General features: G+C 72.7%; 4 protein-coding genes. 2 read left to right on the forward strand and 2 right to left on the reverse strand.

The genetic code is table 11. The features are described 5' to 3' along the window. The first annotated feature begins 85 nt into the window (after positions 1 to 85). Together ACFVHV_RS34220 and ACFVHV_RS34225 are read left to right on the forward strand one after the other, a co-directional pair. Entirely contained in the window at positions 86 to 814 is a 729-nt protein-coding gene (locus tag ACFVHV_RS34220) for a uracil-DNA glycosylase (protein ID WP_359901874.1), read from the forward strand. A 187-nt stretch (positions 815 to 1,001) separates the two neighbouring features. Beyond that, complete coding sequence (locus tag ACFVHV_RS34225) at positions 1,002 to 2,060, forward strand: glycoside hydrolase family 6 protein (RefSeq protein ID WP_359901871.1); 1,059 nt, start codon at positions 1,002 to 1,004, stop codon at positions 2,058 to 2,060. A gap of 64 nt (positions 2,061 to 2,124) precedes the next feature. Here the strand turns inward: ACFVHV_RS34225 and ACFVHV_RS34230 are convergent, their stop codons facing one another. Together ACFVHV_RS34230 and ACFVHV_RS34235 are read right to left on the reverse strand one after the other, a co-directional pair. After that, complete coding sequence (locus ACFVHV_RS34230) at positions 2,125 to 4,056, reverse strand: galactose oxidase-like domain-containing protein (protein ID WP_380356524.1); 1,932 nt, start codon at positions 4,054 to 4,056, stop codon at positions 2,125 to 2,127. A gap of 69 nt (positions 4,057 to 4,125) precedes the next feature. Then, a complete protein-coding gene (locus ACFVHV_RS34235) occupies positions 4,126 to 6,240 on the reverse strand; it encodes a glycosyltransferase family 2 protein (RefSeq protein ID WP_380356527.1) in 2,115 nt (704 codons plus the stop codon). Between the last annotated feature and the right edge of the window lie 596 nt (positions 6,241 to 6,836).

Raw genomic sequence — 6,836 nt, forward strand, 5'->3', positions numbered from 1 at the left:
GGCGTGAGTTGTCGGTGGGGCTGTGTAGCGTTCGGGGTGAAAGAGGGCGTGCGGCGCAGCAGCCGCGGTGTTGGAGGTAGATGTCGTGACGGACACGGTCGAGGCGGGCGTGGTCGAGGCCGGCGAGGGCGGCGGGCTGGAGCTGCCCGAGTCCTGGCGCGGGGTGCTGGGCGCCGAGACGGAGAAGCCGTACTTCGCGGAGCTGGCGGCCTTCGTGGCGGCCCAGCGCGCGGAGCACGAGGTGTTCCCGCCGAGCGGCCAGGAGTTCGCCGCGCTGGACGCCACCGCGTACGACAAGGTCCGGGTGCTCGTGCTCGGCCAGGACCCGTACCACGACAACGGGCAGGCCCACGGCATGAGCTTCTCGGTGCTGCCGGGCACCAGGACGCCGCCGTCGCTGCGCAACATCTTCAAGGAGCTGGACGCCGACCTGGGCATCCCCGCCCCGGACAACGGCTACCTGATGCACTGGGCCGAGCAGGGTGTGCTGCTGCTCAACGCGGTGCTCACGGTCCGCGCGCACGAGGCCAACTCGCACAAGGCGAAGGGCTGGGAGAAGTTCACCGACGCGGTGATCAAGGCGGTGAGCGACCGCGAGGAGCCCGTGGTCTTCGTGCTGTGGGGCAACTACGCGAAGAAGAAGCTGCCGCTGATCGACACCGCCAAGCACGTGGTGGTGCAGGGGGCGCACCCGTCGCCGCTGTCGGCGAAGCTGTTCTTCGGCAGCCGTCCGTTCTCGCAGATCAACGCGGCGCTGGACTCCTTCGGCGCCGAGGCCATCGACTGGCAGGTGCCGAACCTGAAGGAGGCGTGAGCCCCCGCCTGAGCGCCGCCGCGCGTTCCTGAGCACTTCCGGTCGCCGGTGGCCGTGGACCGGACGGGTTCGATGTCCCGTCCGCCCACGGCCACTTGGCGTTCACCGACGGTGGGAGTCGACCGGTGCCGGGTGTGCTTAGCTGGTGCCGACCGGTCGCCGGACCGGTCCCGGGGAGGAGCGGTACGTGCACGGGCTGGGGCGGGCAGGGGCGTTGCGCGGGGCCGTGGGGGCGCTGCTGGCCGGGGTGGTACTGGCGGCCGTGTCCGGCTGCAGCGGGTCGGACGGCGGCGAGCCGCGAACCGGGTCCGCTCCGTCCGCCGCGGGTACGGCCGACGGCGCGGCGGCGGGCGCGGGCTTCGCCCAGCTTCCCGGCCAGGCCTTCTACGTCTCCGACCGGACCAACGCCGCCCACCAGGTGTCCGCGCTGCGCGGGCAGGGCCGGACGGCGGAGGCCGACGAACTGCTGCGGATCGCCGCCCAGCCCTCCTCGCAGTGGCTCGGCGAGCAGGGCGCCGGGGAGATCGCCGAACAGGTGAGCCGACGGGCCGCCGAGGCGGGCCGGACGGCGGTCTTCGTCGCCTACGACATCCCGCACCGCGACTGCGGCCAGTACTCGGCCGGCGGCGCCCCCGACGCGGCCGCCTACCGCGCCTGGATCACCGGCGTCGCCCAGGCCCTCGGCGACCGCAAGGCCTGGGTGGTGCTGGAGCCGGACGCCGTCGCGCACACCCTGGACACCTGCGGGATCAAGGGCGACCTGGCCGCCGAGCGGTACGGCCTGCTGGCCTTCGCCGTCCAGGAGCTGAAGAAGAACCCGAACGCGCGGGTCTACCTGGACGCGGGCAACCCCGGCTGGGCGCAGGACCCGGAGGAACTGGCCACCGCCCTGCGCAAGTCGGGCATCGCGGCGGCGGACGGCTTCGCCGTGAACGTCGCCAACTTCTACGACACCGCGCGGAACGCGGCTTACGGCGCCAGGCTCTCCGCGGCCCTGGGCGGGAAGAACTTCGTCATCGACACCAGCCGCAGCGGCAACGGGGCCCTGGGCGGCGACTCCTGGTGCAACCCACCCGGGCGCGCGCTCGGCGAGCGGCCGACCACCGAGACCGGCCGGCCCGGGGTGGACGCCTACCTGTGGATCAAGAACCCGGGGGAGTCGGACGGCGACTGCGGCCGGGGCGAGCCCCGGGCGGGCGAGTTCTGGCTGCCGTACGCGCTCGGGCTGGCGCGGGCGGCGCGCTGAGGCCGCCCGCGCCGGCCCGGGCCGCACGGCGCGGGCCCGTGCGTGACCGCGCGGGCCGTTGCGGCTACGCGGTGACCTGGATCCAGCGGGCGACCGACGGGGTGCCGGCGGCGTCCGTCAGGAACAGCATGTACCAGCCCGGCGGCAGCAGGTCGGGGTTGCGGGGCAGGGTCAGCGAGACGCCGTCCGCCGTCCGCCCGGCGATGTCCAGGGCCACCGAGCGCTGTTCGACGTCCGTCACGTGGGTGACCGAACTCGGCCGGATCAGCCTGGCGCCGGCGACCGCCTCCGGCCGTGCGGTGCCGACGGCCAGCGTGCCGCCGAGCCCGGCCGCCTGCGGAACGGCACCGACCTGCGGGCGTTCGCCGTGGTACAGGTACGGCGGGGTGTAGATCTCGATGCGCTGCTCGAAGCCGCCCGGCCGGGTCTCGGCCTTGTCGGCGAAGAGCGGGTTGGAGCCCAGCACGGCGACCCGGCCGTCCGGCAGCAGGAGCGCCTCGGAGTGGTAGTCGCGGCCGACGGCCGGCTCGGCGGCGGTGCTGAAGCTGTTGGTGTCCGGGTGGTACACCTGCGCCTTGAGCAGGTCGCTGTCGCCCCGGCCGCGGTAGCCGCTGGAGCCGCCGGTGGTGAAGACGGTGTCGTCCGGGAGGATCACGCTGTTGAGGTAGCGGGTGCCGCCGGCCGGCAGGTCCGGGCCCGGGGTGAAGGCGGGTGCGGCGGAGGACAGGTCCGCGATGTCGGTGCGGGCCGTGGACAGCGGGGACTCGCCGACGCCACCGCCGCCGAGCACCATCACCTTCTGCGCCTGGGCGGGCGGCAGCAGCACGGATGAGGAGGTCTCGGTGAGGTTGGGGTCGCGCAGGCCGGGGACGGGCTGGAAGGCCCCGGTCGACACGTCCCACAAGCCGGGCTCGCGGCCCTTGTCGCCGGGGCCGTAGCCGCCGTTGGAGCCGGAGTAGAAGAGCTTGCCGGAGTCGGTCAGGAAGATCGCCGGGTAGGTCGGGAAGTAGTGGTCGGGGCCCTTGGACCAGGACTTGGTCCTCGGGTCGTAGACCTCGTTGTCGTTGCCGTTGAGGACCTCCCCGGTGTCGTCCAGGCCGGAGACGGTGACCACCCGGCCGTCGCCCAGCCCGGTCAGCGTCGGGTACCAGCGGGCGTGGGCCATGTCGGTGACCGGCTCGTAGAGCTCGGTGTCCGGGTTGAACTCGAAGGCGGAGCGGATGCCCTGGTACTCCTGCTTGTCCAGGGTGAGCTTCTCGTTCTGCCCGTACAGGTTGTGGGCGTCGGTGCCGCTCAGGCCCTTGATCCGGTACTGGGCGGGGGAGTCGGAGACGTAGTCCGGGCCCGGGCCGACCGCCTCCACGTACACCCGCTGCTCGCCGGCGGTGACCACGGTCTCGCGGCCGGAGCCGGTCTTGGTCGCGGCCGGGACGGTCACCGGGGCGGTGCTGGCGTACTCGTGGCCGTTCGGGGCGACGAAGACGGTGCCCGTGGGGAAGGTCCGGTCGCGCTCCGGGCTCTCGTTGCGCACCCGCATGATGCCGGCCGCCTTCTTCACGGCGGCGGCCAGCTTCTCGTAGCGCTGGGTGCCGCCGGCCACCAGGACGCGGCCGTCCGGCAGCGAGGTGTGGCCGCCGCAGAACATGTCGGCCGGGGTGGGGACCAGCTTGTAGGTGTTCGCGGCCGGGTCCCAGAGCAGGCTCTTGAAGGTGCCCGCGTTGAACTGCTTCTCGTCGTTGCCCGAGCCGGCCACGATCAGGACCTTGCCGGTGCGCAGCAGGGTCGCGTGCACGGCGTTGACCCGGAACTCGGCGGGCAGCGACAGGGTCTGCCAGTGGCCGTACTGCGCCTTGTACTCGGGGCGGTTGATCACGTAGTGGTGGTACTGCTCGGAGGCGAAGCCGAGGACGGCCGGAGCGTTCATCCCGGCCACGGTCAGCGCGACGGTGCTGCCGAGGGCGAGGCGCTTGGTGCGGCCGGCCTTGTGGATCTTCACGGTGGTGCTCCCCTCGGGAGGCGGTCGGGTGCCGGGCTGGGGGTCGGTGGGTGCTGTCCGCGAGTGCTGTCAGTGGGGGGATGTGCCGCTGCCGGCGCGGTCGGGTGCGGGGCGGTCGGGTGCGGGCCGGCTGGGCGACGGATCCGGTGCCGTGCGTGCGGGCGGCGAGCTCCGGGGGTCGCGGGCGTGGCGCGGGCGGCGCTTCTCCAGGAGGACCGTCGGGGTGGCCGTCGGGCCGCCGGTGACGGTGAGGTTGGCGGTGGGGCGGGTCCGGCGGCGGCGGACGGCGTCGCCGGCGGTGATCAGGACCGGCAGGAGGGTGAGCACCAGGGCGATCCAGGCCCAGGCGCGCATCGCGGCGTGGTCGTAGCCGGTGACGTAGGAGGCGGTGATCGCGCCGCCGAACACCAGCGTCCAGAAGAGGTGGAAGCGGAAGGTGCCGAGCCGGTCGGTGCTGGCCGAGCGGCCCTTGGGCGTCACCACGAAGCGGCTGCGCACCCGCAGCAGCGACTGGAGCAGCGAGGCCGCGTAGACCGGGCCGCAGAGCGCCGACATCACCATCCCGGCGACCCCGGAGGAGCCGGCCGGCTCGTGCGGGCTCACGTTGTGCTTGCGGTTCCAGGTGTAGAGCAGGAGCTGGAGCGCGGCGGCGTCGCTGTAGAGCATCATCCAGATCTCCGAGGAGACGTGCACGCCCGATGCGCCGAAGCCCAGGTAGAGGACGCTGGACAGGCCGCCGAGCAGCCAGGTGAGCGCCGCCATCGGGTAGAAGCCCACCATCAGCGTGTAGTTGAGCAACCGCCCGGGGGACAGCTGCCACAGCACCCGCCAGTACTGGGTGAAGAGGGTCTCGTAGGTGCCGCGGCTCCAGCGCAGTTGCTGGGAGAAGAAGTCGGTCCAGGAGGACGGTCCTTCGCCGACCGCGAGCACGTCCGGGGTGTACACGGACTTCCAGCGTTCCCCGGTCTCCGGGTTTCGGCTGCGGTGGAACTCCAGACCGGTCGCCATGTCCTCGGTGATGGAGTCGTACAACCCGCCGATCGACTGGAGCGCGCTGATTCTGACGGCGTTGTTGGTGCCCACGAACATGGGCGCGCCGTATCGGTTTCCGGCGCGTTGGACGAGGGCGTGGAAGAGGTACTGCTGGCTCTCGGAGAATTTGGTGACGGCCGAGCCCGAGCTGCGGTAGTTCCCGTACACCTGGGGGCCGACCACGAATGCCACGTCGGGGTCGCGGAAGTAGCCGAGCATCCGTTCGCAGAAGTCCGGCAGCGGAACGTGGTCGGTGTCCACGGACACCCAGAACTCGTAGTCGTCGCCGTGGGCCTGGAGCCAGGCGTTGTAGTTGCCGTGCTTGGTGCCGGCGCGGAACCTGCCCTTCGGCCGGTTCCACTGCGGCCGGCCGGCGCGGCTGAAGTGCCGCACGCCCAGCTCGGCGCAGAGCTCCCGCATTGCAGGATCGTTTCCCTCGTCCAACAGCCAGACGTCGTAGGGTCCGTTGTGCCGAACGGCGCGGGCCGCGGTCAGCGTGGCCCGGACCATCTCCGGCGGCTCCTTGCCCGGCACGCAGGTGGTGAGGAAGGCGACCCGGGTGCCGGGCACCGGCGTCACCGGGACCGGGTCACGGGCGACCAGCGTGGCGTGGGTGTTGGAGACGACGTTGACCAGCCGGAACACCTCGACGACGGCGATGATGCCGATCATCACCTTGTCGCCGAGCAGCACCAGGGCGTTCGTCTCGTCCAGCCGCTCGGGCCAGTGCTCCGGCAGCAGCAGCCAGACCAGCAGCACCACCTCCACCACCGGGGCGGCGACCATCAGCAGCGCGGCGCGGATCCGGTGCGGCTCGCGGCGCAGCAGGCTGCGGTACCGGACGCGGTAGGGGACCGCGGGCGGTGGCTCGTACGGGGGAGAGGCGTACGGGGTGCTCGCCGGGGTGGGGTCTTGCGGGGCGCTCGCCGACGCGGGGTCGTACGGGGCGGCCGGTTCGGGCCAGTAGACGCCGCCACCGAGGTCGTCGTCCTCGTCCGGGTCGTACGCCGGGCCCGCGAGACGGCTGAAGTGGCCGTAGTCGTACGGGGCTTCGGGTGCGGGAACGGCACTGAGGGCGGCCTCGTCCAGCTGCCCGGCACCTCGCCCGCCGGCCGTTCCGGCGCCCTTTCGCCGCGAGAACGGCGTGGTCATGGCTGCTCCCCCCGGAGTTCGCTCCGTGCTCGGCTCGCTCGGCCTTCGCGTGGGCCTGCCTCGACTCGGAGCCGTCCGGGTGGAACTCGGTGGAACCGGCCGGAATCGGCTGGAACGGGACCGGGCGAACTGCGCTTCTCACGCAGTTCCCGGGCCGTCCAGCACATTCGCCGGGTTCCGCCGGTTCCGTCGCGCGTCGGTACGGGGGCTTCGAATCCGGGATCCCGATGCACTTTCCAGTTTCCCCTCCGGGCGCTCCGGGATCCTTGGCCTCATCAACTCTCCCCGAGTGCACCGGTGATCGCAACCAATCCGGGAGATCGCCGCCGCCCGAGCATGAAGATGCCACGGTTCCCGGCCGGTCCGGCGGGCGTTGGTGCTATTGCGGTGAATTCGCCCGGGCCCGGGCGGCGATCCGTGGAACTCGGGGGCGGCGGAGGGCTGTTGAGAGGGGTGGTCGCGGTCGCGGTCGCGGGGGCGGGAGTGGGAGTGGGGCGGCGCGCCCCCCCGCACCCCCCCCCCCCGCCCACCGCCCCCCGCCTCCCGCCTACCGCCCACCCGAGGACGCACCATGGACCATCTGGCAGAGCTCAAGG

Origin of the sequence: Kitasatospora sp. NPDC127116 (assembly GCF_042677365.1) — a bacterium.
Lineage (GTDB): Bacteria > Actinomycetota > Actinomycetes > Streptomycetales > Streptomycetaceae > Kitasatospora > Kitasatospora lactacystinica.